Annotated in this window: 19 protein-coding genes; 17 read left to right on the plus strand and 2 right to left on the minus strand. The window is 63.7% G+C overall.

What is annotated here, in order from left to right:
- Window positions 1–7: 7 nt before the first annotated feature.
- The 8 genes from OIS53_RS13445 to OIS53_RS13480 all read left to right on the plus strand — a co-directional run bounded on the left by OIS53_RS13445 (window position 8) and on the right by OIS53_RS13480 (window position 10,553).
- Complete coding sequence (locus OIS53_RS13445; RefSeq protein WP_264679090.1) at window positions 8–1,330, plus strand: AAA family ATPase; 1,323 nt, start codon at window positions 8–10, stop codon at window positions 1,328–1,330.
- A 403-nt stretch (window positions 1,331–1,733) separates the two neighbouring features.
- On the plus strand, window positions 1,734–2,765 hold the full coding sequence (locus OIS53_RS13450) for a 5-methylcytosine restriction system specificity protein McrC (RefSeq protein ID WP_264679091.1): 1,032 nt from the start codon (window positions 1,734–1,736) through the stop codon (window positions 2,763–2,765).
- A 237-nt stretch (window positions 2,766–3,002) separates the two neighbouring features.
- A complete protein-coding gene (locus OIS53_RS13455; protein WP_264679092.1) occupies window positions 3,003–4,655 on the plus strand; it encodes a TldD/PmbA family protein in 1,653 nt (550 codons plus the stop codon).
- Between the two features lie 62 nt (window positions 4,656–4,717).
- Window positions 4,718–5,050 carry a four helix bundle protein gene (locus tag OIS53_RS13460; protein ID WP_264679093.1) on the plus strand — a complete coding sequence of 111 codons (333 nt, stop codon included), beginning with the start codon at window positions 4,718–4,720 and terminating at the stop codon, window positions 5,048–5,050.
- Between the two features lie 124 nt (window positions 5,051–5,174).
- Window positions 5,175–6,509, plus strand: a complete 1,335-nt coding sequence (locus tag OIS53_RS13465; RefSeq protein ID WP_264679094.1) for a TldD/PmbA family protein — start codon at window positions 5,175–5,177, stop codon at window positions 6,507–6,509.
- Between the two features lie 97 nt (window positions 6,510–6,606).
- Window positions 6,607–8,259, plus strand: coding sequence for a TldD/PmbA family protein (locus tag OIS53_RS13470; protein WP_264679095.1), 1,653 nt, complete (start codon window positions 6,607–6,609; stop codon window positions 8,257–8,259).
- A 188-nt stretch (window positions 8,260–8,447) separates the two neighbouring features.
- Window positions 8,448–9,773 (plus strand): TldD/PmbA family protein, encoded by a 1,326-nt coding sequence (locus tag OIS53_RS13475; protein ID WP_264679096.1) that lies wholly within the window; start codon window positions 8,448–8,450, stop codon window positions 9,771–9,773.
- Window positions 9,774–9,866: 93 nt separating this feature from the next.
- Window positions 9,867–10,553, plus strand: a complete 687-nt coding sequence (locus OIS53_RS13480) for a hypothetical protein (protein WP_264679097.1) — start codon at window positions 9,867–9,869, stop codon at window positions 10,551–10,553.
- A 16-nt stretch (window positions 10,554–10,569) separates the two neighbouring features.
- On the opposite strand, the gene OIS53_RS13485 is transcribed toward OIS53_RS13480, so the two are convergent.
- Window positions 10,570–11,199, minus strand: a complete 630-nt coding sequence (locus OIS53_RS13485; protein WP_264679098.1) for a porin family protein — start codon at window positions 11,197–11,199, stop codon at window positions 10,570–10,572.
- A 321-nt stretch (window positions 11,200–11,520) separates the two neighbouring features.
- On the opposite strand from OIS53_RS13485, the gene OIS53_RS13490 reads away from it, so the two are divergent.
- From OIS53_RS13490 to OIS53_RS13520, 7 genes are all read left to right on the plus strand, one after another.
- Window positions 11,521–12,156, plus strand: coding sequence for a DUF4159 domain-containing protein (locus tag OIS53_RS13490; RefSeq protein ID WP_264679099.1), 636 nt, complete (start codon window positions 11,521–11,523; stop codon window positions 12,154–12,156).
- Between the two features lie 1,079 nt (window positions 12,157–13,235).
- Window positions 13,236–14,213 (plus strand): AAA family ATPase, encoded by a 978-nt coding sequence (locus OIS53_RS13495; RefSeq protein ID WP_264679100.1) that lies wholly within the window; start codon window positions 13,236–13,238, stop codon window positions 14,211–14,213.
- Between the two features lie 79 nt (window positions 14,214–14,292).
- A complete protein-coding gene (locus tag OIS53_RS13500) occupies window positions 14,293–15,171 on the plus strand; it encodes a DUF58 domain-containing protein (protein ID WP_264679101.1) in 879 nt (292 codons plus the stop codon).
- Window positions 15,172–15,340: 169 nt separating this feature from the next.
- Entirely contained in the window at window positions 15,341–16,027 is a 687-nt protein-coding gene (locus OIS53_RS13505) for a DUF4468 domain-containing protein (protein WP_264679102.1), read from the plus strand.
- 100 nt (window positions 16,028–16,127) lie between these two features.
- Window positions 16,128–17,720 (plus strand): BatA domain-containing protein, encoded by a 1,593-nt coding sequence (locus OIS53_RS13510; protein ID WP_264679103.1) that lies wholly within the window; start codon window positions 16,128–16,130, stop codon window positions 17,718–17,720.
- On the plus strand, window positions 17,717–20,038 hold the full coding sequence (locus OIS53_RS13515) for a DUF4175 domain-containing protein (RefSeq protein ID WP_264679104.1): 2,322 nt from the start codon (window positions 17,717–17,719) through the stop codon (window positions 20,036–20,038). The genes OIS53_RS13510 and OIS53_RS13515 overlap by 4 nt, the downstream gene beginning before the upstream one ends.
- A 320-nt stretch (window positions 20,039–20,358) precedes the next feature.
- The gene (locus OIS53_RS13520) at window positions 20,359–22,179 is read left to right on the plus strand and encodes a hypothetical protein (RefSeq protein WP_264679105.1); all 1,821 of its coding nucleotides are present in this window, start codon (window positions 20,359–20,361) and stop codon (window positions 22,177–22,179) included.
- Between the two features lie 286 nt (window positions 22,180–22,465).
- Here the strand turns inward: OIS53_RS13520 and OIS53_RS13525 are convergent, their stop codons facing one another.
- Window positions 22,466–22,726 carry a hypothetical protein gene (locus OIS53_RS13525; protein ID WP_264679106.1) on the minus strand — a complete coding sequence of 87 codons (261 nt, stop codon included), beginning with the start codon at window positions 22,724–22,726 and terminating at the stop codon, window positions 22,466–22,468.
- A 134-nt stretch (window positions 22,727–22,860) separates the two neighbouring features.
- Here OIS53_RS13525 and OIS53_RS13530 point away from each other — a divergent pair, with 134 nt between their 5' ends.
- Window positions 22,861–23,442 carry an RNA polymerase sigma factor gene (locus OIS53_RS13530; protein ID WP_264679107.1) on the plus strand — a complete coding sequence of 194 codons (582 nt, stop codon included), beginning with the start codon at window positions 22,861–22,863 and terminating at the stop codon, window positions 23,440–23,442.
- Between the two features lie 104 nt (window positions 23,443–23,546).
- Window positions 23,547–24,725 (plus strand): trypsin-like peptidase domain-containing protein, encoded by a 1,179-nt coding sequence (locus tag OIS53_RS13535; protein WP_264679108.1) that lies wholly within the window; start codon window positions 23,547–23,549, stop codon window positions 24,723–24,725.
- Window positions 24,726–24,790 lie beyond the last annotated feature (65 nt).

The following is a 24,790-nucleotide window of genomic DNA, read 5'->3' on the forward strand; positions in this document are numbered from 1 at the left end:
GCTCTGCATGTCTTCCCCTCACCTCGACCCCCAGCTTACCCGCGAACAGGTGCTGCGCGCCCTGCGCCAGATAGACCGTGAAGGTGGCCCCAGGATGCCGCTGAGCACCGTGTATGACCTGGTGTACCGGGGCCGGCGCTACGCCCCGCGGGCAGTAGCACAGCTGGCGTACCGCCTGGCTACGGGCAAACCGGAAGCTACGTGGCCTCTGGCGGCGGGCACGCCCACCAACCGGGTGCTGGAGCAGCTCGACTTTACCATTGCCACCAAGCGCCCCACCCTCGAAAACTCGCCTTTGCTCGACGGCGACGTGGCCGCTCAGGAGGCCATGCAGGAGCTGTACACCGGCCCCAACCACCCCATAGCCAAAACCCAGAAACCAGCGCCGTCCGCCGACGAAGCAGCCGCTACGCCCCTGGTGCAGGAACCCGCTCCAGGCTACGAGTTGCCCCCTGCGCGGCCGTACGGGCGTGCAGAGGCGTTGACGGAGTTGTTTCTGAGCGAAGACCAGCTAGATGCCGCACTAGCAGCCCTGCGCCGCCGCCGCAACGTGGTGCTGCAAGGTCCGCCGGGCACGGGCAAAACGTTTCTGGCCCGCCGCCTGGCCTGGCTGGAGCTGGGCGCCACCGATGCCGGGCGCGTGGAGCTGGTGCAGTTTCACCCGAGCTACAGCTACGAAGACTTCGTGCAGGGCTTCCGGCCCGATGCACACGGCACGTTTCGGTTGCAGGATGGTGTACTGCCCACGCTGTGCCGCCGGGCGGCCCAGGACCCGGAGCGGCCGTATTTTTTGCTGATTGACGAGCTGAACCGGGGCAATGTGTCGCGCATTTTTGGGGAGCTGCTGCTGCTGCTGGAAGCCGACAAGCGCGGCCCCGCTCACGCCGTGCGCCTGCCCTACGCCTCGCCGGACAGTCCGCCGTTTTTCGTGCCCGACAACGTGTACGTCATTAGCACGATGAACCTGGCCGACCGGAGCCTGGCGCCCCTGGATTACGCCCTGCGCCGCCGCTTTGCTTTCGTGGGCATGGCGCCGGAGTTTAGTTTGCGCCTGGAGCAGTTTCTGGCGCGGCAAGGCGTGCCCGCAGCGTTGGTGCAGCGCCTCTGCACCCGCCTGACGGAGTTGAACCGCGCCATCACCGACGACCCGGAGCTGGGTTCGGACTTCTGCATCGGCCACAGCTACTTCTGCCAGCCTCCCGCTTCGGCCGCCGACGCCGACCAGTGGCTTACGCTGATTCTGGAGCAGGAAATCTGTCCACTGCTGGATGACTACTGGCTGGACCAGCCCGCCAAAGCTGCCCAGCACAAAAAGAAGCTGCTAAGCTAAAGCCGCTGGCCACTGGCAGAAGGCCGACTGGCAGAAGTCTTAAGCCGCCGCAGGCGGCGTGACTTCTAGCCACGAAAATGGGGCAAGTCTCCCGACTTGCGGCCGCCGCAGGCGGCCAGCTCGCGTCAGGGCCGTTAAAAGTGCAGCGTTGCTTCAAGCATCGTTGTACAGGTGTCATTCCAGCTCCCAGGGCTTCAGCCTTGGGACACGCGGGACGGTCTAGCATTGTGCTGCCGTGTCGCGAAATACAACTTCGCGTTACATCTTCTGGCCGCGCTACAGGCTCATACGGCGCGGTGCCGCCTGGCCGCTGGCGCGGCCGCAAGTCGGGAGACTTGCTCCATTCCTGGCGGGCAGACGCGCCGCTGCGCGGCAAGTCTGCCGCCAGTATCTTCGTTTTGCTGTGATACCCATTCAGAACCTGTATTACCTGCTGTGCTACGCCTGGAACCGGCTGCCGGAGCGCGACGAACTGCTGGCGACGGAAGCCGAGCCGTTTCACCGGCCGCTGGAGCTGCTGGCTCATGTGCTGCTGGTGGGCACGCGCCGGCTGCTGCGGCAGGGACTAGCCGTAGCCTACGCCGAGCGCACCGAGGAGCTGCCGGAGCTGCGGGGCCGGGTGCAGCTGGCGCCTAGCCTCGCGCGCAACCTGCTGCCCCAAGGCCGAGCCGTGTGCCGATTTGATGAGCTGGGTCCCGATACGCCTTTCAACCGCCTGCTGCTGGGCACGCTGCAGCAGCTGAGCCGCACGCGCAGCTTGCCTGCCCCGCTGCGGCAAGAGCTGCGGACGGTACAGCGGCGCTTCCCGGCCATGGTGGTGCCCGAGCCGCTTAGCAGTGCCACGCTCCGGGCGGTGCGTCGGCTGCGGCCCACGGGGCCGGCGAGTTTTCTGCTGAACGTGTGTGAGCTAATCTACGCCAGCGCCCTGCCTACGCCCGATGCTGAGGGCCCGGCCCGCTTCCGCGACTTCCGCCGCGACGAAGCCCTGATGGCGCGGCTGTTTGAGCAGTTCGTGCGCAACTTCTACCGCCTGGAGCAGCGCCGGTTTCGGGTGCTGTCGGAAACCATCCGCTGGCAGGCCACGGCCGAGCAGGATGCCAGCCTGGACCTGCTGCCGGCCATGATAACCGACACTACTCTGGAAAGCCCGGCGCGCAAAATCATCCTCGACACGAAGTATTACACCGCCGCCCTGCGCCCCCGCTACAATCAGCAGAAGCTGCTGGCTCCTCACCTCTACCAACTCTACGCCTACCTCCAAAACCAGCCCGCCGCGCCCGGCCAGCTTCTCGAAGGCATCCTGCTCTACCCCGCCGCCACCCACACCGCCGACCTGCGCTACACCCTCGGCGGCCACCCCGTGCGCATCGTCACGCTGGACCTGAATCAGCCCTGGCAACAGATTGCCGCGGATTTGCTGGGGCTAGTGGCGTAGGGGCGCGTCGCACGCGCCCGGCCGCCAGAACGGCTGCTGTAGCACTGGTGCGCTGCCAATGGCAGAGTGGAGCCGCTCACTTCATTCCAGACACCCACAACCAACGGGCGCGTGCGACGCGCCCCTACCATGCAGCCCCGCCCAACCGGGTGCGTCCTTCGGTTGCTTTTGGCGGATGTTCTGCCTAAACTTCCTCTCGGTTTCTCACCCTATTCCTCATCTTAAACTTCTACTTCCTTGAAAAGACGTGACTTTGTGGGCCTGACGGGCCTGGCGGCCGGGGCTCTGTGGCTGCCATCGGTGCCCGGCTTTGGCGGTACCTCGGTGGAGGCGGCCCGCCTGCTGGAGCCTGGCCCGGACCCCGCCGTGAAAAAACGCCTGGCCGACGCGGCTCTGAACGCGGCCAAAGCCGCCGGCGCTACCTACGCCGACGTGCGCATCGGGCGCTACCTGAACCAGAGCATTTTTACCCGCGAAAAGCAGGTGCAGAACATTGCCAACGGGGAAAGCTACGGCGCTGGTGTCCGCGTCATTGCTAACGGCACCTGGGGCTTCGCGGCTACGAATACCGTGACGGAAGCCGGCATGGCCAAAGCGGCCCAGCTGGCCGTGCAGATTGCCAAAGCCAACTCCAAAGTGCAGAAAGAGCCCGTGAAGCTGGCCGCGCAGAAAGGCTTTGGTGAGGTGCAGTGGAAAACGCCGATTCAGCAGAACTCGTTTGAGGTGCCCATCAAGGACAAGGTAGACCTGCTGCTGGCCGCCAATGCCAAGGCCCTCGACAATGGCGCTTCGTTCGTCAATTCGGCCTTGTTCCAGGTGAATGAGCAGAAGTATTTCGCCTCCACCGACGGCTCTTACATCGACCAGGACGTGCACCGCATCTGGCCGACGTTCGGCGTAACGGCCATCGACCGGGCCTCGGGTAAGTTCCGCAGCCGGGAGGCGCTCAGCTCGCCCATGGGCATGGGCTACGAGTACATGGTGCCCAAAGCCCAGGACAAGATTGCTGGTCCCGCTGGCACCGGCCTGGTGGGCTACAAGTACTCCTACGACATGCTGGAAGACGCCGCCCTGGCCGCCAAGCAGGCCAAAGAAAAGCTCACGGCCAAGTCGGTAACCGCCGGCAAGTACGACTTGGTGCTCGACCCGAATCACCTCGGGCTGACCATCCACGAGTCGGTGGGGCACCCGCTGGAACTGGACCGTGTACTGGGCTACGAGGCTAACTACGCTGGTACCTCCTTCGCCACCCTCGACTGGAAAGCCAAGGGCCAGCCTTACGGCTCCAAGCTTGTGAATATTGTAGCCGACAAGCTGCAACCGGGTTCGTTGGGCGCCGTGGGCTTCGATGATGAGGGCGTGAAGACCAAGGAGTGGAACCTGATTCAGGAAGGTAAGCTGGTGAACTACCAGAAAATCCGCGACCAAGCCCACATCATGAACCAGCCCGAATCGGACGGCTGCTGCTACGCCGACTCCTGGAGCAGCGTGCAGTTTCAGCGCATGCCCAACGTGAGCCTTAAGCCCGGCACCGAGAAGCTGAGCGTAGACCAGATGATATCGGCCGTAGATAAAGGCATCTACATTGCCGGCCGCGGCTCCTTCTCCATCGACCAGCAGCGCTACAACTCCCAGTTCGGCGGCACGGTGTTCTACGCCATCGACAAGGGCAAGATTTCGGGCATGCTGGAAGACGTGGCCTACCAGACCAACACAATCGAGTTCTGGAACTCCTGCGCCGCCATCTGCGACCAGTCCGACTACCGCCTGTTCGGCTCCTTCTTCGACGGCAAAGGCCAGCCCTCCCAGGTATCGGCCGTGAGCCACGGCTCCAGCACCACGCGCTTCAACGCCGTGAACGTCATCAACACCGCCCGTAAGATTGGGTAATTTTTAATGTGAGAAATGTGCAGAATGTGGCAAATGTGCTCTGAGTTTAACGCTGCTTCCTAATGCTTCAGCCACAGCTGTCTGACAATCCGGTTACGCGGCTCTCATTTGAGCTGTCGTTGCAGGTGATGGAGTTTGTAGAGGAAATGGAACGGGCTCGGCGCTTTGTGCTGGCGCAACAGGTGCTACGCAGCGCTACTTCGGTGGGGGCCAGCATCCGCGAATCCCAGCACGCCGAAAGTCGGGCTGACTTCATCCACAAGTGCAAAGTGGCGGCTAAAGAGGCAGAAGAAACGGAGTACTGGCTTCTCCTCTGCCAACATGCTCCTTCCTATCCAACGCCATCTGCTGCTGTGTTCGACACCTTACAGCAAGTGCGGTGCGCCTCCTCCTAGCCCGCATTATCATCAGCAGCAAAGCCAATGGTGCCTAAGACACCTCATCCCTGCTGCCAGCCAACACATCCACCACATTTCTCACATTCTTCACATTCCCTCCACATTCCGCATAGTAAAACATATGGCAATACTTACCCAAGACGAAGCGCAGACCATCCTCAAAAAGGTGCTCAGCTTCAGCACGGCCGACGAGTGCGAGGCCACGCTTACCGGCGAAACGGGCGGCAACGTGCGCTCAGCGCGCAACGCCATCAGCACCAGCGGCGCTGTCGATAACGTGAGCCTCGTAGTGGAGTCGCGGTTTGGCAAACGCTCGGGCATTGCGACCTGCAACGAGTTTGATGACGCCACCTTGCGGCGCTGCGTGCAGCGGGCCGAGGAAATTGCCCGCCTCGCCCCGGAAAGCCCCGAGTACATGCCCCTGCTCGGGCCCCAGCAGTACGTGGCCTCGCCCAAGGCGTTTGCCCAAAGCACCGCCGCCATCACGCCCGACTACCGCGCCCAGCAAATCGGGGCCAGTATGAAGGTGTGCGACGAGCGGAAGCTGTCGTCGGCGGCCTTCCTGAACGACTCGGCCGGGTTTGTGGCCAAGCGCAACTCTAAGGGCCTCGAAGCCTATCAGCAGCTCACCAACCTGGAGTTCAGCATCACGGTGCGCACCCCGGACGGCACCGGCTCGGGCTACGCCACCGCCGACTACAACGACGCCAGCCAGTTCGACGCCGCCCGCCTCACCCGCATTGCGGCTGATAAAGCGGCCGGCTCGCGCAACGCCAAAGCCCTGGAGCCGGGCAAGTACACGGTGATTCTGGAGCCGGCCGCTCTGGTAGCCAATACCGACGCTTCGCTGCTGGCCGCGCTGATGGGCGCCTTGGATGCCCGCTCCGCCGACGAAGGCCGCTCTTTCCTGAGCAAAAAGGGGGGCGGCAACCGCAAAGGTGAGAAGCTATTTGATGAGCGCGTGACCATCTACTCCGACCCCACTCACCCCGACATTGCCGACCTCACGTTTTCGGGCGACGGGCGGCCCTTGCAGAAGATGACCTGGATTGAGAAGGGCGTAGTGAAAAACCTCTACACCTCGCGCTTCTGGGCCCAGAAAGCCGGCATCCCGGACATTCCCCGCCCCGGCGGCTGGATTATGGAAGGCGGTACCCAGAGCGTGCAAGACCTTATCAAAGGCACCCAGCGCGGTATTCTGGTTACGCGCCTGTGGTACATCCGCCCCGTCGACCCCCAAACCCTGCTCTATACCGGCCTCACCCGCGACGGAACCTTCTTCATCGAAAACGGCAAAATCAAGCACCCGGTGAAGAACTTCCGCTTTAACGAGTCGCCCATCATCATGCTCAACAACCTGGAAGCCATTGGCAAGCCTGTACGCGTCGGTGGCAACCTGGTGCCCCCGCTGAAGATTCGGGACTTCACGTTTACCAGCCTCTCGGATGCGGTATAGCAAGCAGCGCGAAGCACGAGCTTCGCGCTGCTTTTTACTGTGCCGATAGGCCCTCAAATAATCAGTGAAATCAAAAAAATCTGCACAATCTGTGATTATGAAAAGACGTGACTTTGTGGGCCTGACGGGCCTGGCGGCCGGGGCCCTATGGCTGCCGCCTCTACCGAGCTTCGGCGGCACCGAGGTGGACCCGCTGCGCCTGCTGGAGCCGGGCATTGATACGGCAGCCAAGAAACGCCTGGCCGACGCGGCTCTGAACGCGGCCAAAGCTGCCGGCGCCACCTACGCCGACGTGCGCATCGGGCGCTACCTGAATCAGGGCGTGTTCACCCGCGAAAAGCAGGTGCAGAACATCCTCAGCACCGAAAGCCAGGGAGCCGGCATCCGCGTCATTGCCAACGGCACTTGGGGCTTCGCGGCCACCAACCAGGTGACGGAAGCCGGCATGGCTAAGGCGGCCCAACTGGCCGTGCAAATTGCCAAGGCCAACTCCAAAGTGCAGAAGGAGCCCGTAAAGCTGGCCCCGCAGAAAGGCTACGGCGAGGTTAGCTGGAAGGCGCCCATCAAGCAAAACGCCTTCGAGGTGCCCATCAAAGACAAGGTAGACCTGCTGCTGGCGGCCAACGCCAAGGCCATGGACAACGGGGCCTCCTTCGTCAACTCGGTGCTGTTTCAGGTGAACGAGCAGAAGTATTTCGCCTCCACCGACGGCTCCTACATCGACCAGGACATCCACCGCATCTTCCCCACCTTCGGCGTGACGGTGGTAGACCGCGCTTCGGGCAAGTTCCGCAGCCGCTCGGCCCTTAGCTCGCCCATGGGCTTGGGCTACGAGTACCTCACGCCCAAGGCCGAAGACAAAGTAGCCGGCCCCCAGGGCTCCGACGTGGTAGGCTATAAATACTCCTACGACATGCTGGAAGATGCCGCCCGCGCCGCCAAACAGGCCAAGGAAAAGCTGACCTGCAAGAGCGTGGTGCCCGGCAAGTACGACCTGGTACTGGACCCTCACCACCTGGGCCTGACGATTCACGAAAGCGTAGGGCACCCGCTGGAGCTGGACCGCGTGCTGGGCTACGAAGCCAACTACGCCGGCACCTCCTTCGCCACATTGGAATGGAAGGCCAAAGGCCAGCCCTACGGCTCCAAGCTCGTCAATATTGTGGCTGATAAGCTCCAGCCCGGCTCTTTGGGTGCCGTGGGCTATGATGATGAAGGCGTGAAGACCAAAGAGTGGAACCTGATTCAGGAAGGTAAGCTGGTGGACTACCAGAAAATCCGCGACCAGGCTCACATTGTGGGGCAGAAGGAGTCGGATGGGTGTTGCTACTCCCAGTCGTGGGCCGATGTGCAGTTCCAGCGCATGCCCAACGTGAGCCTGCGGCCCGGCACGGCTAAGCTGTCGGTGGACGACATGGTGAAGAACGTGGACAAGGGCATCTACATTGCCGGCAATGGCTCGTTCTCCATCGACCAGCAGCGCTACAACTCCCAGTTCGGCGGGCAGGTGTTCTACGCCATTGAGAAAGGCAAAATCACGGGCATGCTGGAAGACGTGGCCTACCAGACTAACACGATAGAGTTCTGGAACTCCTGCGCCGCCGTCTGCGACCAATCGGACTACCGATTCGCGGGCTTCTTCAACGATGGCAAAGGCCAGCCCAGCCAAAGCTCCGCCGTGAGCCACGGCTCCAGCACCACGCGCTTCAACGCCGTGAACGTCATCAACACCGCCCGTAAGATTGGCTAACTTCCACCGCGGACCTCACCCCCTAGCCCCCTCTTCAAAAGAGGGGGGAACTAGTAACCCCACCCCAACCCCTCCCCAAAAGGGAGGGGCTATAGTTCTAACTTTTTAGTCCAGAGCTAAAAACTAGTCCCCCCTCTTTTGGAGAGGGGGCTAGGGGGTGAGGTCCCCACATTCTGCACATTAGATATATGGCAATACTTACCCAAGACGAAGCCCAGACCATCCTCAAAAAGGTGCTCAGCTTCAGTAAGGCCGATGAGTGCCAGGCCAGCTTGCAGGGCCGCGTTACCGGCAACATCCGCTACGCCCGCAACACGGTAAACACGGCCGGCTCCACCGACAATGTGTCGCTGGCGGTGGAGTCGCGGTTTGGCAAACGCTCGGGCGTGGCCACCTGTAACCAGTTCGACGATGCCACCTTGCGCAACTGCGTGCAGCGGGCCGAGGAAATTGCCCGCCTTGCCCCGGAAGACCCCGAGTACATGCCCCTGCTCGGGCCCCAGCAGTACCTGACGCCCAACTCCTTCTCGGCGCGCACGGCCGCCATTACCCCCGACTTCCGCGCCCAGGTGGCCCAGGACAGCATTGCCCTCAGCTCGGGTAAGCAGCTTACCGCCGCCGGCTACCTCGAAGACGGCTCCACCTTCCAGGCCCTGCGCAACAGCAAGGGGCTAGAAGCCTACCAGCAGGGCACCAACGTGGACTTCTCCGTGACGGTGCGCACGCCCGACGGCACCGGCTCGGGCTACGCCGTGGCCGACTTCACCGACGCCAGCCAGTTCGACGCCCGCAAGCTGACGCAGATTGCCGTGGACAAAGCCGCCGGCTCGCGCAACGCCAAAGCCCTGGAGCCGGGCAAGTACACCGTCATCCTGGAGCCGGCCGCGCTGGTGTCGGACGAGGGGCTGCTGAACAATTTGGTGTACAACTTCGGGGCGCGGGAAGCCGACGAGGGCCGCTCGTTTTTGAGCAAGAAGGGTGGCGGCAACCGCAAAGGCGAAAAGCTGTTCGACTCGCGCATCAGCATCTACTCCGACCCGCTCAACGCCCAGGCGCCCGGCTCCGTGTTCGACGGAGAAGGCCTGCCCGTAAAGCGCATCAACTGGGTGGAGAAAGGCGTGGTGAAGAACCTCTACTACAGCCGCTACTGGGCCGAGAAAACCGGCCAGCAGCCCACGGCCTTCTCCGGCAACTTCATCATGGAAGGCGGCACCCAGAGCGTGCAGGACCTCATCAAGAGCACCGCCAAAGGCATCCTGGTCACGCGCCTGTGGTACATCCGCGACGTCGACCCGCAGACGCTGCTGTTCACCGGCCTCACCCGCGACGGCACCTTCTTCATCGAGAACGGCAAAATCAAGTTTCCCATCAAGAACTTTCGCTTCAACGAAAGCCCGGTCATCATGCTCAACAACATCGAGGCCATCGGCCGCCCCCAGCGCCTGGGCGGCAACCTGGTGCCCCCGCTAAAAATCCGGGACTTCACGTTTACGAGTTTGTCGGACGCAGTGTAGATTCTGCTACAGTTGGTCAATAAATTGCAGCCTATGCCTTTGCTCTTCTGAGCGGACATAGGCTGCAATTTATTTGAGCCCACAAGTAATAGTATGAAGCACCTCTTGTTACTCTCGGCCTTTTTGCTGTTCACTTTTTACTGTGCCGCGCAATCATCTAGTAGTCCGCTTGACAGCACCACTTGGCAAGATACTGGGCCCAAAACGCCTCACGGACTAGCGGTAGCTACAACCACCGATGGCAAAACCATCCGGACCTACTTCCCGGTGGATTGCATTGGTTTCGAAGAAAAAATATCATACTTCAGCCGCAATCCGGAAGTAAGACCGTTTCCGCGCATCCAGTATGTAGATGTAAAGAAAATAGCTTCCGCCACTATTCGGGGGCATCGGTTAGAAAACATGGCAGCCGCAGGTTGTCCTGAAGTGCTAGCTCTCCGTCTGATAAATGGACCTGTGGAGCTGTTTGCCTTCAGCGGCTCGGTAGGCGAAAAGGTGCCACTAATTTTTGCAGTAGTAAGCCCGGCCTTGGCCATGCCTACTCTACTGGCTCAATTGAGCGGCAGCGCTATTGAGCGCAATCGGTGGTTTGTCCGCCGCAATGGACAACTTCTAGCTCTCACTCATAGCAATTTTCGCAAGACGATGAGCGAGTACACCGCAGACTGTTTGGCCATTAGTACACAGATTAAGCAGGGCGCTGAAGGGTTCCATTATAAAGACATCCCACAAATTGTCAACCTGTACAACCAGTTTTTGCAGGAATCCGCTAATAAGTAAGTAGACCCTGTTATTTTCACTTCCCACCGCCCAGCTGCAAGGCCGCGTACAGCTGAAACACCCGGTTTTGTAGGCGCGGGTCGTTGATGCCGGAGAGGTTGTCCACGTCGTTGACGTCGTTGAGGCCGGCAATGAAACGGCCACCCACGGAGAAGCCGCCGGCCATTTTCAGGCCCGCGCCGGCCACCAGGCTAAAGTCGCCGCGCTTGAAGCTGCCGGTGGCGGGGCGGTCCACGTTGCCGTAGGCGGGGGTGCCGTCCTCGGCCAGGCCCACTTGCAGGCGGCCGTTCTGATTGGCGCGCAGCAGCACGCCCAGCTGGGGCCCGGCCTCGGCAAACACCGGCCCGATGCGCACCTTAGCCAGCACGGGCACCGTGAAGTATTGGAGCTTGGTGTCGTAGTCGGTGAAGGCCGATTTGAGCCGCCCGCCCTGCACCGAGTACTGCACCTCGGGCTGAATGGACAGCGGCCCCAGCACTTTGAATTCGTAGAGGGCACCCACGTGGTAGAAGGGCTTGTAAGAGGCGTCTTCGCCCACGCGGCCTTCGAGCACAGCTACGTTTAGGCCACCTTTTACCCCGAACTGGGCGTGGGCGGAAGTGCCGAGCAGCAGGCTCAGCAGGACAGACAGCAGGATGTTTTTCATAACAGAAGCAAGTTTAAATAGGACCAGTACAACGGATTACAGTGCTGCCGCAGTGCCCGGTGGTACGAAATATTTTTTCGATAAGCTGCTGTCGAGCAAGTATTTGCTGAAACTGGCTGTAGTCCGAACTAGGTAGTTCGCATAACTCCGTGCCATTAGAGCGACGTTGTTCTTACTGCCCGCCAACACGCGAACTACCTAGTTCGCGCTACAGCCGGAGAGCCGCTTAGGGCCAGCATTGGTTGTATTTTGCACCTCGAAGCTGCGAAGCAAGCCACCCACCGGCGGCTTTTGCGTCTCTGGCCTACTCTTTCTTCATTTGTGCTTTTTCCAGTGCCCACCCCATTCACCTTCGTGCGCCTGCAATACCGCTCCGGCGACTGGGACGCCGTGGACGAGCGGATGCCGGCCAACCTGCTGCACTCTCTGGTTCAGTACACCCAAGTGCCCGTCGACCCCAAGGAGAAAGTGGTGGCCCTGGACTCGCCGGAGCTGTTTCGCTACCCGTTCTGCTACCTTTCGGGGCATCGGCTGGTGCAGTTTTCGGCCCCCGAGAAAAAGAACTTCGAGCAGTACGTGCGTGGCGGCGGCTTCGTGTTCGTCGACGACTGCAACCACGACATCGACGGGCTGTTTGCGCGCTCCTTTGAGGAGCAGATGCGCGTGTGCTTCGGGGCGGGGGCGCTGAAGAAGCTGCCCAAGACGCACCCCATCTACTCCCAGTTTTTCAAGTTCCCCGACGGCCCGCCCAACACCGGCTTCGAGCTGAACGGCTGGGGCGACGACCTCGTGCACGACTACCTCAAGGGCATCACCCTCAACGGCCGCCTCGCCGTGCTCTACTCCAACAAAGACTACGGCTGCGAGTGGGACTACGACTTCCGTAACAAACGCTTCCTGGCCGAAGACAACACCAAGTTCGGGGTGAACATCATTCTGTATGCGCTGACGGCGTGATGCTCGTGCTATGTGTCAGAATTGATAGCCAATCCCCAGCCGTACGTCTGGTCTGAAGCCGGGGCGGACTCTTTCTTGCTGGTAAATATCTCCGAAAGTGGAATAGTACGCGTAAGGATCATTCGTCCGATCAACACCTATCCGCATCTGATAATAAGTTCCGGCAGCCATATCCAGTACAAAGCGGGGGCCAGCATATTTGCCAATGGGTTGTTGCCAGCCCAGTAACAAGCCAGTGGCTATGCGCTTGGCATAAGTTGTAGCGGGGGTATTGCCCCAATATCCCTCGGTGATACGCAGGGCGCGGTAATGCACAACTGGCGACACGTATGCCCCGGCTAATGGTGGAGCATAGCGGCCCGCTGGCAGAGCATAGTACCGTACCAGTATTCCTGCCCCGCTACGCCGCTGAGTAGGGTCGCCACCGTTAACCAGAACCTCGCCGCCCGCACTCCACCGCCCGCTCAAAGAGCGTTCATAGGAAATTAGAACCGGAAACACGAACCCATGATCTTTCCAGAAATTATACGAGATGTTGTAGCCTAGGACCGTACCCCAATCTATACGCACGATATTGGTGGTAGCCCTAGTAGGCCCACTAGAGGTCGAGACAGTGCCATCGGGAGTCCCCTGCGCCTGAGCACTACCCGTAGATTTCCCTACTGCGCTTAGGCAGGAACCCATGCTTCGTTCGTAAGGGGCCAGCAATGAGAGAAGAGGCGTACTATTACCCACGGTTACATTAGCCACTGAACTCACAAGAACAGCTTCGGCGCCAATCTTATAGTAAGTAGGAGGGGCATTATGAGTAAAATTCGGCAGTATAAGTTGAGCGGCTGCTGTGTGAATAGCCGGCAACCCGAAGCTGCACAGTAGTGTTATTGTTGCTTTACATAGCATGCGGTAAAATAGCGGCGTTGCTGGGTAACAGGCCAAACCAAGTTTTTTGTTTTTTAGGCTTTAGGTACCGAATAAATTTACCTCTGAATGGCCCGACCAAGCAGCCATCCAGCACTGCATCGGACTTTAGGCAGTACACCTCTTTTTTGCTTTGTGGCATAGCCCCCAATTTTTTACCTGTGACCGAACAAGACGTACAAAAGCTACTAGCCAAGCTGCCCCAGCTCAAACAAGAAATCGGGAAGGTGATTGTGGGGCAGCAGGAGGTGTTGGAAGAGGTATTGGTGGCCCTGCTGGCCAGCGGGCACGCTTTGCTGGAAGGTGTGCCGGGCCTGGCCAAAACCCTGCTGGTGCGCACCCTGGCCCAGGCCACCGACCTGCCCTTCCGCCGCATCCAGTTCACCCCCGACCTGATGCCGACCGACATCCTGGGCACCGAGATTCTGGAGGAAGACCACGGCACGGGGCACCGGTCGTTTAAGTTCAACGAGGGGCCCATCTTCGCCAGCCTCGTGCTGGCCGACGAAATCAACCGCACGCCGCCCAAAACCCAGGCTGCCCTGCTGGAGGCCATGCAGGAAGGCCACGTGACCTACGCCGGCCAGGAACACGCCCTGCCCCGGCCCTTCTTCCTGCTAGCTACCCAAAACCCCATCGAGCAGAGTGGCACCTACCCCCTGCCCGAAGCCCAGCTCGACCGGTTCCTGCTCTACATCCGCATCGGGTACCCCTCGGAGCAGGAGGAGCTGGCCGTGCTGAGCGGCACCACCGGCGCCGTGCGGCCCGAGGTGAAGCCGGTATTAGGTGGCGAGGAAATTCGGCAGTTGCAGCTGCTGACGCGGCAGGTAAGCATCAGCCCCGAGCTGCTGGGCTTTGTGAACCGGCTGGTGCGGGCCACGCGCCCGGCTACGTCCGGGGTGAAGTTTGTGCAGGACTACGGCCGTTGGGGCGCGGGGCCACGCGCCGGTCAAGCCCTGGTGCTCTGCGCCAAAGCCCGTGCCCTGCTCCACGGCCGCTTTGCCGCCACCTTGGAAGACTTGCATACCCTGGCCCCGGCCGTGCTGCGCCACCGAATTCTGTTGAACTTCAACGCCGAAGCCGAGAACTTGACCCCGGATGATGCCGTGGCGGCGTTGTTAAAGGCTGTGGCTATGTAATTTCTCGCAGTGTTTCGCAGCGTGCTGACGCCTGAACACTGCGAAACACTGCGCCATCCTCTGCGAAACACTGCGAGAAATGTCGTTACTAAAACCAGAACACCTCCACGCCCTGCACAACCTGCCGCTAGCCGCCAAGCAAGCGGCCGAAGGCCTGCTGCACGGCGCCCACCTGAGTCGGCGCCGGGGCGCGGGCCTGGAGTTCAGCCAGTACCGCCCCTACCAGCCCGGCGACGACCTGCGCCGCCTCGACTGGCGCCTGGCGGCCCGCTCCGACCGATATTACCTGCGCGAATCGGAGGTGGACACGAGCCTGGTGGTGCATTTGGTGCTGGACGCCACGGCCAGCATGAACCACCAGGACAGCAACGGCCTCTCGAAGCTCGATTACGCCCGCCTGCTGTGCGCGGCCCTGGCCTACGTGGCCACCCAGCAGGGCGACGCCGTGGCCCTCACCGTGCTGCACCCCGCCGGCCTGCACCACCTGCCGCCCCGCGCCGACGCCCGCCAACTGCCCCGCCTCTACCACGCCCTGGAAAGCATCCAGGCGGCCGGCCGCTTCCCCGATGCCGGCACCCTGGCCCCGCTGACGGCCCGCCGCCAGCCCGCCCTCACCGTGTGCGTGAGCGACCTGTACGAGGAAGGTCAGGAAATGGAGCAGCTGTTTACGCGCCTGCGGGCCGCCTCCGGCGAAGTGCTGCTGCTGCACGTAGTGGCTCGCAACGAGCTGGAATTCAGCTATCGGGGTGCCGTCACGTTTGAAGACCTGGAAACCGGCCGCCAGCTTCAGCTCGACGCCGACCAGCAGCGCCGGGCCTGGCAGCAGCACATGCAGCAGTGGCTGCGCACCACCGCCCAGCAGGCCCGCACCCACGGCTTCGACTACTATCAGTTGACTACCAGCGAGCCACTCACGGCCACGCTGCGGGAGTTTCTGCGGCGGCGCAGCGTGGTGTAGAGCATGAGTGGCCTTGTCCTGCGGAGCGCAGCGCAGTCGAACCGAAGGTCGCCAGATGGAGCAGGACTTAGACTGTGTTTTGGCAAATTCCTAAACCCGCTTTCAGGCCGGCTACTGACGCGGATGAACGTAGCTGCGCCGGCTACCTTATTTTTCTGCTTATTTCGGTATGCTTCGCTATGTACTCCCTATTTTGCTACTGACGGCCGCGCCGGCTGTAGCGCAAACCGTTGAGCCAACTGGAGCCCAGCGCCCAGCCGTCCGCCGGCTACCGGGCCTGCCGCTTGATTCCGCAACCTACCAGATTAGCTTCCGGGGTTCTTTGCCGGTGCCGGGCGTGCCGCGGGCCGAGCTATACGGCCGTGCCCAGGAGTGGGTAGCCCGCCACTTCGAGCAATACGGGGCCGTAGTTCAGCTGGCTTCTCCCGAGCGAGGGGTGTTGCTTGGCCGGGCCCTGACCCAGGCTTATGGTCCGGCGCAAAAAAACCTGGATGCCCGAAGTTTTACCCTGCTCTTCCTGTTCAGCTTCCGGGCTCAGGATGGGGCCCTGCGCTACGAGCTGACCGACATCAGCTACCCTCGCTACGCGGCCACCTCGGTGGTGGGAGATGCCAGCAGTGCGCGCCTGGCTGATGGCCTGGTAGAATGGCTGCGGCAGGACGCCTTTTCCGCCATCGGCACCACGGCCGCGCAAACCCACCGCATCCCCGTGGAGCCGGCCCTACGCAGCTACGACCAGTACAACGACCGGGGGGAGCCCCGGCCGCGCATGGTGCAGCAGTGCCAGGGCATTCAGGAAGCCATGACGACGCTGCTGGCTTCGCTCCAACAAAGCCTCAGCCATCCGCGGCCCTGAACCGGCGGCTGCCTCCCGCAGCGGCGGCCCTTTTGTTGCCGCAACGCTGACGCCCAAAGCTGTGTCTGTAGCTGTATTCACTTCACACCTGCCTCCCTTCTTGCCCGCTTTCTTTGTCCAACACGCATTTACCGGCTGGCTGGCCCTGCTGGGGCTGGCCGTGCCGGTGGCTATCTACCTCTGGAACCGGCGGCCGGGGCGGGTGGTGCAGGTGGGCAGCCTGCGGTGGCTGGAAGCGGCTGCCAACCGCCGCCTACGCAGCCTCCGGCCCGAGCAGTTGCTGCTGCTGCTGGTGCGGGCCGCCGTGCTGGGGCTGCTGGCTTTGGCCGTGGCGGGCCCCACGCAGCAGCTGCCAGCTCCGCCCCGCCGCGGGCAGGTGCTGCTGAGCCCGCAGCTGAGCCCCGCCGCTCTGTCCGGCGTGGTGCCGCTGGTGGATTCGCTGCGGCAGCGCGGCTATGAAGTACGGACGCTGGCGCCGGGGTTGCCGCTGCTGAGCCCTGAGCAGTGGGCCCAGCGCCGCGCGGCCGCCGGTTCTACCGCGGCTCCGGCCCCAACCGTCCTGACCGCCCTACCACCTGATTCTTCGGCGGCAGCCGGCCCGGTGTGGAGCCTCGTGCGCCAGGCCGCCGACTCGTTGCCGGGCCGCCCGTTGCTGGTGGTAGCCCCCACTTTGCTCAGCGACTTTCGGGGCACCCGGCCTACGCTGCCGCCCACCGTGCAGTGGTACCCCGTTCCGGCTCCCGACTCCGTGGTGTGGCCGGTGGCAGCCTGGGCAGTAGCGCCCGGCCGGCTGGCCCTGCTCTTGGGCCGGGGCTCCGAAACCGGCATCCACTACCAAACGCTGACACTGAACCGCCCACGCGTGGGGGCTACCGTGCCGGTGCCGGGCCTGCCAGGCGCCGTGCTTCAGGCCGGAGCTGCGCCCGGCCACGTGCGCATCACGCGGGCCGGCGCCAGCTACACGGTGCCCGTGCACACGCGCGCCCTGCGCCTGCACCTCAGCCACGATGCCGCCCACACCCCCGATGCCCGCGTGCTGCGGGCCGCGCTACGAGCCGCTGGCTCGGTGCTGCCCCTGGCCCCGCGCCTTACCGTTTCCCAAGCACCGCCCACCGCTTCCGATTCGCTGGACTGGCTGTTTTGGCTGCGCGACGATGCCGTGCCCGCCGTCTGGCAGCGGCGCATAGCCCAGGGACTCCAGCTGTGGCAAGATGCCCCGGCCCCCGGCACCGTGGCCCCAACATCCGTTGCAGTTCCCGGCAGTAGCAGCATAGTACGAATTCAGCGGCTCAGCCTCCCGACCAAGGTGGCTTTGGATGAAGATGTGCGTTGGACCACGGCCACGGGCCAGCCTCTGCTCATAGCCCAGCACCAAGGCCACGGCCGGCGGTATCGGCTGCACACCCGCCTGCACCCGGCCTGGAGCGAACTGGCCGATAGTCCCGACTTGCCGGCCCTGCTGCTGCCCCTGTTGCTGCCGCCCCGCCCGCCCCAACCCGACCCGCGCCTGCTCGACGCCGCGCAGCTGCCCTCCGTCCCGGCTGCCCCCGCCAGTGCCCCGCCCGTTCCCGCTGGCCCTACCCGCGACCTGACGCCCTGGGTGGTGCTGGCGGCCGGGTTGCTGTTTGGGGCAGAACGGTGGCTGGCGGCCCGCTCGTCCGTTGTTTCATCTCCCGTTGCCGTGCCCGCATGAGCCTGCTGCTGACTGCCCCCGCCGCCGTTTCGGAAGCTGCTCCGCTGCTGCGCACCCTGCACCGGGCGTGGCTGGGGCGGCGGGCTGTGGCTTTGCTGCTGCCGGCCCTGGCCGCGCTGGCCTTATTGTTGGCCCTGGGCACCGGCTGGCCTCTGCTCCGCGGACCGGTAGCCGGGGCCACCGTGCTCTGGCTAGGCGTGGTGGGCTGGCAGTTGCGCCGTCTTTTGCGCGCGTCTCCCGCCGACCTCACCCGCCACCTCGACCGGCTCTATCCCGCCCTCGAAGACAGCGCCGGCCTACTGCTCCCGGCTCCGGTGGAGCCCAACCTGCTGGTGCAGCTTCAGCAGCAGCGGGTGCTGAGCCGCCTGCGGGAGCTGCGCGCTACCACCCGGCCGCTGCTGCCCGTGCCGTTGCGCGGGCCGCTGCTGCTCAGCGCGGCGCTACTGGCGTTGGCTGCCGGGGCTTGGGGGCTGCGGCCTGCTGCCGGAGGGCCGGCAGGCCGGGCCGAGGAGAAGCCTGTGCAGCTGCGGTTTTCGGAAACGCCCGCCCTGCCGCCAGCCGCGCCGCGCATCCTGGCTACTCGCCTGCTGGTTACGCCGCCGGCTTACACTCGCCGGGCCGCGTTTTCGCCCGCTGAACCCTCGTTTCGTTGCCCTCAGGGCAGCCGGGTGCGCTGGACGGTGCAGGTAAGCCGCCCCACCACCGCGGCGCCGGTACTGGAGCTGGGCGGGCGCCGGGTGTTGCTGCGCGCCACGGGGCAGGGCCCCAGCCGAGAGTTTGCGGCGGAGGCAACGCTGACGGCCTCGGCCCTGTACCGGGTGCGCCTGGGCGGGCAGGTTTCCGAGGAATACGCCATCGAGGTGCAGCCCGACCACGCGCCCACCGTGCAGATTATCAGCCCCAAAGCCTACACCTTGGCCGAGTTTGGCCGCCCGCCCCAGGTGGCGGTGCAGGTGCGCCTGCGCGACGACTACGGCCTGAGCCGGGCCCGGCTGGTGGCTACCGTGGCCCAGGGCCAGGGCGAAGCCGTGAAGTTCCGGGAAGTAGTTACCGACCTGAGCGCGCCGCTCAGCGGCCAGCCCGCCACGGCCAGCCTGCGGCACGTGCTGCGCCTGCCCAATCTGGGCCTCACCTACGGCGACGAGGTGTACTTCTACGTGCAGGCCTGGGACAACCGCCGCCAGCTCACCCGCTCCGACACTTACCTGGTGCAGTGGGAAGACACCACCGTGCAGGAAAGCGCCCTGGATGCGTCCCTGGGCGTGAATACCACCCCGGCCTACTTCCGCAGCCAGCGGCAGATTATCATCGACACCGAAAAGCTCCTGACCGAACAGCCCCGCCTCGACCAGGCCACGCTGCTGGACCGCTCCAACAGCATCGGCTTCGACCAAAAGGTGCTGCGCCTGCGCTACGGCAAGTTTTTGGGTGAAGAGTTTGAGGAAAGCATTGGGGCGGCTACCCGTCCGCCCGTGGCCGAAGCTCCCGCCGACGAGGACGCCGGCCTGGGCTCCGTGGTAGCCGAAGACCATACCGCCGCCACCGACCACGACGAGCACCACGGCCACGACCACCCACCCGGCCAGCACCCCGCCGACGACCACGGCCACGCACACACCCCGCCGCCAGCCGACGCACCGCCCGGCGCTGCCGCTGCCGCCGAGCTGATGGAGCCCTACATCCACCGCCACGACGACTCCGAAACCGCCGATTTTCTGGAGCCCGCCGTGAAAGCCAAGCTGCGGGCCGTGCTCAGCGAAATGTGGGAAGCCGAGCTGCGCCTGCGCACCGGCCGCCCCCGCGAGGCCCTGCCTTACGAGTACCGCGCCCTGCGCCTGCTCAAGCAGGTGCAGCAGCAAACCCGTGCCTACGTCAAAAAAGCCGGCTTCACGCCCCCGCCCATGCCCGAAGCCACCACCCGCCTCACCGGCGACCTGGCCGGGGCTGCCGCCCCGCGCCGCCAGGCTACCACCAGCGCCCCACCCCAGCAGCCCACCGTGCGGGCCGCCCTGCGGGCCCTTCAGCAGCTCCGCTCCGGCCAGCCAGCCCCCACCGGCACGGCCGCCACGCTCGACCAGGCCGGGCAGGAGCTGGCCCGCGCGGCCCTGCAAAAGCCGGGCGCCTACCTGACCGCCTTGCGCGAGCTGCGCCGCCTCAGCAGCGCCTTACGCGCCGGTACTCCGCCCCCTTTGGCCGCGGTACCCATAGTAGAACGCGCCCTCACCGACCTTCTACCTCCACCCCGCTCTGCTCCATCTCGCCCGCCCGCTGCTCCCACTCGCCTCGCCCAGCGTTATTTTCAGGAGCTAAGTCAATGATGAATTCTGCTTAGAACCGGAAAAACCTCAAAGCGGCAAGTAGCATATCTTGCTTGTAACCAGATAACTAACACCTTTGCGGCTATTATAGAAAGTCGCTAGAACGTCCTGCTGAGCCTGCCGAAGCATCTCGCGTACTGACGTTGCAATGGTATTGTCATGCTGAGCCCCGCGAAGCATCTCTTTCGCTTCGGTGCAGTGCTATCCAGACGAAGCGGGAGAGATGCTTCGACTTCGCCTCCGGCTGCGCGGACGCCAGATGAAGCATGACCATTCTCTTGTCACCTGTCACCATTTACCTCATCATCCCTTCACCTCAAATGCCCGCCACTTTTCCTTTTTATCTGCTGCTGGCCTTGGCTGTGGTGCTGGGCGGCGGGCTGGCGGTGGCGGCGTGGCGGCGCCCCAACCGCCGATGGCGGGCGGCGCGGCTGGCAGCCGGGCTGGCAGCTGTGGGCGGCCTGTGGCTGCTGGCATTTCCGCCAGCCCGAACGGCACCCGCGCCCGTCGCCACCGATGCTATTCTGCTCACGCCTGGCTACCAACCCGATACGCTGCGCCACCTGCTGGCCCGCCTGGGCGCGGGTACACCGCTGTGGCGCTACGGGGCTGAGCCTGGAACTGCGGCTCCCGACACGCCCACGCTGAGCAACCTCCCGGTGCTACGTCACCTGCTGCCCCAGCTGCGGCGGCTGCACGTGCTGGGCCAGGGCCTGCCCGCCGCCGACGTGCCTCTGCTGCCTGCCGCGCAGCTGGTAGTTCACCAGCCCCGGCCCCGGGTGGGGTTCCGTTCGGCGGCCTGGGCCCGGCAGCCGGAGCTGGGCCAGAGCTGGGCTGTGGAAGGCTTTTTCGAGCAGCCGCCAGCCCGCAACGAGCCCGTATGGATCAGCCTGCACGCGGCTGGTGCCGCCCGTGACTCGGTGCGGCTGCCAGCTGGCCAGGGGGCCTTCCGGGTGCGCTACACGCCCAAAACGGTTGGGCGGGCCGTGTACACGCTGGTGGCCCGGCAGGCTGGGCAGCGGGTGGCAGCCGAGCCCGTACCGCTGGACGTCCAGGCCGCCCGGCCGCTGCGGGTGCTGCTGCTGGCCGTGGCGCCTTCGTTCGAGGTGCGCTTTCTGAAAAACCACTTAGCCGCCCACCAGCATCAGGTGGCAGTGCGTACCGGGCTCAGCCGTGGCCTCACCCAAACGGAGTTTCTGAACCTGCCCTCCCGCCCAGCCTTGGGCCGCCTTACCCCGGCCCTGCTGCGGAGCTTCGATGTGGTGCTCACCGACCCCGGCACCTTGGCCGGCTTGTCGGCAGCCGAGGCGGCTGGTGTGCACCAGGCCGTGCGCCGGGGCAGCTTGGGGCTGCTGTTGCTCACCGAGGCCACCGCGCCCCTACCCGCTCAGCTACCCGGCCGGGCGGCGTTTCGGGTGCAGGGCCGCTCTGGGGCCGCGGCGACGGTTGCCCACCGCCTTACCTGGCCCGATGCTCCGGCCCGCCTCACGGCGCTGGCCCCAGCCACGCTGGCTCCGGGCCCAGCCTTGCGCCCGGTGATACTCGACGCTGACCAGCACCCCGTGGCCGCCACTCAGCGTGTGGGCCTGGGCCAGGTGCTGCTCACTACCGCCACCGAAACCTACACCTGGCTGCTGCAAGGTGCCCCCACCGCCTACGACACCTACTGGAGCCGCCTGCTGACGGCCGTAGCCCCACCGCCTGCTACTACTGGCCTTCAGCTAACTCCGCTCAACAATTGGCCCCGTCCCCATGCGCCGCTGCTGCTCCAAACCACCAACGCGCCGCGCACCCCACTGGCCCTGAGCCCTCCGGTCGGCGCGTCCGTGCGTCTCGCCCTGCGCCAGGACGAAGCCGTACCAGAGTGGGCCACCGCCACCTTCTGGCCGGCCGTTTCCGGCTGGCACGAAGTCCGCCTTGGCACAAGCAGCCAGTGGTTTTACGTGTTCGGGGAAGCCGACTGGCGCGGCCCCGAGCAGCAGGCCCGCTCCGCGGCAGCCAGGGGCTGGCAATCTGTTGCGCCTCCCTCAACTCCTACTGCCGCCGTCGTGCCCCCAGCGCGCACATACTGGCCCCGCTGGGTGGGTTTCTTAGTGTTTCTGGCGGCCGCGGGCTTGCTGTGGCTGGAGGAAAAACTGTAGGGGCGCGTCGCACGCGCCCGCCCTCCTGAACGACCAGCAGAATGTAACGCGAAGTTGTACTTCGCGAGGCGTTAGAACGAGGCCGTTGGGGGTTAACCTGATGGTGCTTACGCCTCGCGAAGTACAACTTCGCGTTACATTCTGCTGGTCGTTTAACAAGCTGCGGCAAGTAGAACCTTACCAGCCTTTTTCTCGGTAACTTTCCTTGCTGACAAAAAAGCAGCCCGGACTCCGCTGAGCAGAATCCGGGCTGGGAAGCAGCAGGCCGGCCAGAGCCGGTGCGCAATTACTTTTGCTCGGTCGTGGTAGTGGTGGTCGACGAAGCTTCGGTGGTGGTAGTACCATCGGCGGGAGCAGCAGTAGCGGCAGCAGCCGGGTCGGTGGTAGCGGGAGCAGCCGTGGCGGCCGAGTCAGTCGTCGTGGCAGTGGCGTCTACGGCGGTGGTTTCGGTCGTGGTGGTGGTTTCTTCAGCCTTCTTGGTTTCGCAGGAAGCGAGGCCAGCAGCGAATACCAGAGCCAGAGCAGATACCTTCAGCAGGTTTTTCATTTTGGTAGTAGGTTTGAAAATTGTAGTCCAAAAAACGCCTTTCATACCCGCCATGGCGAATGGTAACCCAACCATAGAAATTATTTCTTCGCCGGGTTACCCCGCCGGGCACCACGTATTAATCAGCAAAGCGAATGGGTAAGGGACAACCTTCCTACACCGACGAGGAGTTTGTGGCGGCCATCCGTCGCGGCGACGACCGGGCGCTGGCGCAGCTCTACCGGCTGCACTTCCCGATGATTTCGCACTACGTGCTGCAAAACAGCGGCACCGACGACGAAGCCAAGGATGTGTATCAGGAGGGCGTCATGGTGTTTTATGAGAAGGTTCGCGACGGCTCCCTGGAGCTAAGCTGCCAGATCAAAACCTACCTCTACGCCGTGTGTCGCCGCCTGTGGCTGAAGCGCCTGACTGAGAAAACCCGCTTCGGCGGGCGCCTCGACGACCACGAGCCCTACCTCGAAACCGGCGCCGAAGCCGACCTGGAGGAGGCCGAGGAGCGCAACCGCCGGATGGGGACCATGGCGCAAGCCCTGGACCGCCTGGGAGAGCCTTGCCGCTCGCTATTGGAAGGATTTTACCTGCTCGACAAGTCGATGCAGCAGCTTACGGCCGAGTTTGGCTACACCAACGCCGACAATGCCAAGAACCAAAAGTATAAATGCCTTGTCCGGCTAAAGAAGCTGTTCTTCAGCCAGTATCAAGAGCTAATGTAGATATGAGACAGTGAGAGGTGAGAAGTGAGATGATGTTCAGGCGGCGCAGTCGTCAGCACAAAAGTCTCACTTCTCATGTCTTACTTCTCACTTCTAAATAAGAGATGAAAACGGAAGCCGACTACTACGCTTTATTTGACGCCTACCGCGCTGGTGAGTTGGCCGCGGCCGACCGCGCCAGCCTGGAGCAGCGCCTGGCCGCCGACCCCGAGCTGGCCCGGCGCCTGCGCGAGTACGAGGAGCTGACGGGCACGCTCACCGCCTACGGCCAGCGCCTCAGCCTGCGCCGTAAGCTGCGCGCCATCCAGGCCGATATGGACGCCGAGGAAGCCGTACGCCTCGCGTCGCCGGCCGCTGATGCTCCGGCCGCGCCCTTTGCTACGGGCCAGGCCCCGCCGCCGCTGCTGCGCATTTCGCGCACTGAGCAGAAGCTGCGCGCCTTCTGGAACGGGCACCGCGCCACCATGATGGTAGCCGCCTCGGTGGCCATTATGGCCGTGTTTGCTACCCTACTGGGCCTGGAGTGGTGGCGGGCTTCGCAGAAGCCTTCTCTGTACGGTTACACCGTGCTGCGGCGCGAGGTGGAGCGCATCAAGCGCACCCAGCGGTCCATGAACCGGGCCCTGAACCAGATAGATGCCGCCCAACCCGACCGCGCCAACCCCGGCAAGTTCAGCGGCACGGGCTTCGCTCTCACCGCCGATGGCTACTTGGTCACCAGCTACCACGTCATTCAGGGTGCCGACTCGCTGCTGATTGAGGGCCGCGACCAGCAGCGGTTCCGGGCCGAGCCGGTGTTTACTGATGTGGCGCATGACCTGGCCATTCTGCAAATCAAAGACAAAAGCTTCAAGGGTTTTGGCCGCCTGCCGTATTCGTTTAAGCGGGGGCAGTCGGACCTGGGCGAGCGGGTGTACACGCTGGGCTATCCGCGCGAGGACTTGGTGTTTAACGATGGCTCCTTGAGTGCCCGCTCGGGCTTCGAGGGCGACACGGGCTTCTACCAGATCAGCATTCCGGTGAACCCCGGCAACTCGGGCGGGCCTTTGCTCGATGACCGGGGCAACCTGATTGGCGTTATCAGCGGCCGGCAGATGGACGTGCAGAGCGCGGCCTTCGCCACCAAGTCGTCGTACCTGATGCGGCTGGTGGATTCGCTGAGCGCCACCGGGGCTGGCCAGTCGTACAACCTGCCCCGCGGCAACCAGCTGGCGGGCACTTCTCGTCCCCAGCAGATCCGCAAGCTCCAGGATTATGTGTTTGTGGTGAAAGTCTTTGAATAAGCCAACCCCTTGATAGTCATGCGGAAGCCCAACTCAGCTGCTGAGTTGGGCTTTTTTGTTTGGCC

This window comes from Hymenobacter sp. YIM 151500-1 (genome assembly GCF_025979885.1).
Classification (GTDB): Bacteria; Bacteroidota; Bacteroidia; order Cytophagales; family Hymenobacteraceae; genus Hymenobacter.